Annotated in this window: 2 protein-coding genes; one reads left to right on the top strand and one right to left on the bottom strand. The window is 74.2% G+C overall.

All coding sequences use genetic code 11. The annotated features are described in order from the left end of the window. Positions 1 to 1196: MFS transporter (locus tag ACTWQJ_RS51030; protein WP_443313141.1), on the top strand; the 1196-nt coding region annotated here is incomplete at its 5' end. 28 nt (positions 1197 to 1224) lie between these two features. On the opposite strand, the gene ACTWQJ_RS51025 is transcribed toward ACTWQJ_RS51030, so the two are convergent. After that, positions 1225 to 1829: transketolase C-terminal domain-containing protein (locus ACTWQJ_RS51025; protein ID WP_443313140.1), on the bottom strand; the 605-nt coding region annotated here is incomplete at its 5' end.

Below are 1829 nucleotides of genomic sequence, written 5' to 3'. Positions count from 1 at the left end.
CCATGCTCCCGGTCGCCCTCGCCGCAGGCCTCCTCCAGCACGGGTACGGCGCGGGCGCGGTCGGGCTCGCCATGGCGGCGACGGCCGCGGCCTTCGCCGGCCTCGTCGTCTTCGGCGGGGTTATCGCCGACCGGTTCAGCACGCGCAAGCTGATGATCGGCGCCGATCTGGTGCGGCTCGGCACCCAGTCCTTCGCGGCCGTGCTGTTCCTCGTGGATCACGTGGTCCTCTGGGAGATCTGCGCGATCGGCGTCGTCAACGGCGTCGCGGGCGCCGTGTTCCAGCCCGGTGTGGCCAGCATGGTGCCCCGGCTCGCCTCCGACATCCAGGGCGCCAACGGCGCCATACGCATCGCCGAGTCCGCCGCCCAACTCGCCGGCCCCGCCGTCGCCGGTCTCCTGGTCGGCTTCGCCTCACCGGGCGGCGTGTTCGCGGCCCATGCCGCCACCTACGCGGTCAGCGCCCTCTGCCTTCTGCTGCTCCGTCTGCCCCCGCTTCCGCAGGGCAGCCGCTCTCCGGGGCGTGGCGCGAGCGCCTTCAAGGCCGATCTCGTCGAGGGCTGGCGGGAGTTCCGGGCGCGCACCTGGCTGTGGGGCGTGATCGCCGTCTGGTGCGTCTACATGATCGCCGTCTACGGTCCGACCGTGCCGCTGGTCGCCACGGAGGTCGTCCAGGAGCACGGCCCGCGCGCCTACGGGCTGGTCAACTCCGCGCTGGGCGCCGGCACCGTCGTCGGCGGACTCCTCGCCCTCAGGCTGCGCCCCCGCCGGATGCTACGGGCCGGGGCGATCGCCCTCTTCGGCTTCGCCGGGTTCCCCGCGACCGTCGGACTCGGCCTCGACGTCCCGGCGATGGCCACCGGTGCCGCCGTGGCCGGGGCCGGGATGTCGTTCTGGGGCGTCATGTGGGCGACGAGCGTCCAGACCCAGGTGCAGCCCGACGTCCTGAACCGCATCCACGCCTACGACGTTGCCGGCTCCCTAGCGATGATGCCCGTCGGTCAGGCCCTCGCGGGCCCGGCCGCGGCCACCCTCGGCGCGGACCACGTCCTCCTCGTCTCCGGCGCGATGAGCTTCGTCGTCGTGATCGCCCTGCTCTCGGTCCCCGCGATACGCCGCCTGGTGCGCGTCGACCCGCCGACGGCCCGCTCCGGGGGGAAGGGGATACCGGAGGAGGTGCGCGCGGAGAAGGAGTGACGGGCTTGTACGGCGGAGAACGGGTGACTCACCCGGCTCCCGCCACGAACCCCGCGATCCGCTCCCGCAGTGACCGGGCATCGAGGCCGTGCGCGGTGACGTGCTCCTCGACGGTGCCGTAGCGGCGCAGCTCCCGGCGGCCCACTCCCAGGCCCAGGACACGGTGCGGCACGTCGGAGAGGGCGTCGTTGACGGTGGCCGTCGAGGTGCCCGCCAGGTAGGGCTCGACGAGGACGACGTCCGTCCCCGCGGACTCCGTGGCCCGGCGCAGGGCGGCCGTGTCGAGAGGCCGGACGGTCGTCGCGTAGAGCACGGTGACGTCGATGCCCTCCGTGGCGTCGAGCACGGCGTCGAGCGTCGGCCCGACGGCGACGACCACCCCCGCACGCCCCTCGCGGACCGTGAGGAGACGCGCGCCGTCGACCGGGAGGCCGTGCGCGTTCGACTGCACCGACAGCCGGACGTAGACCTTGTCGTCGCCGGCGGCGACCGCGTGGCGCAGGAGGGTCTCGGCCTCGTCCGGGTGGCCGGGCACGTGCACGGTCCAGCCGTCGACGGTGCCGAGCAGCGCCACGTCGCCGGGAGCCATGTGCGTGTACCCACCCGCCGGCCAGTCGAAGGACGCCGCCGCAC

Source organism: Streptomyces sp. KR55 (genome assembly GCF_052245645.1).
Taxonomy (GTDB): Bacteria; Actinomycetota; Actinomycetes; order Streptomycetales; family Streptomycetaceae; genus Streptomyces; species Streptomyces flavusporus.
This window is presented reverse-complemented; position numbering and strand designations above follow the sequence as displayed.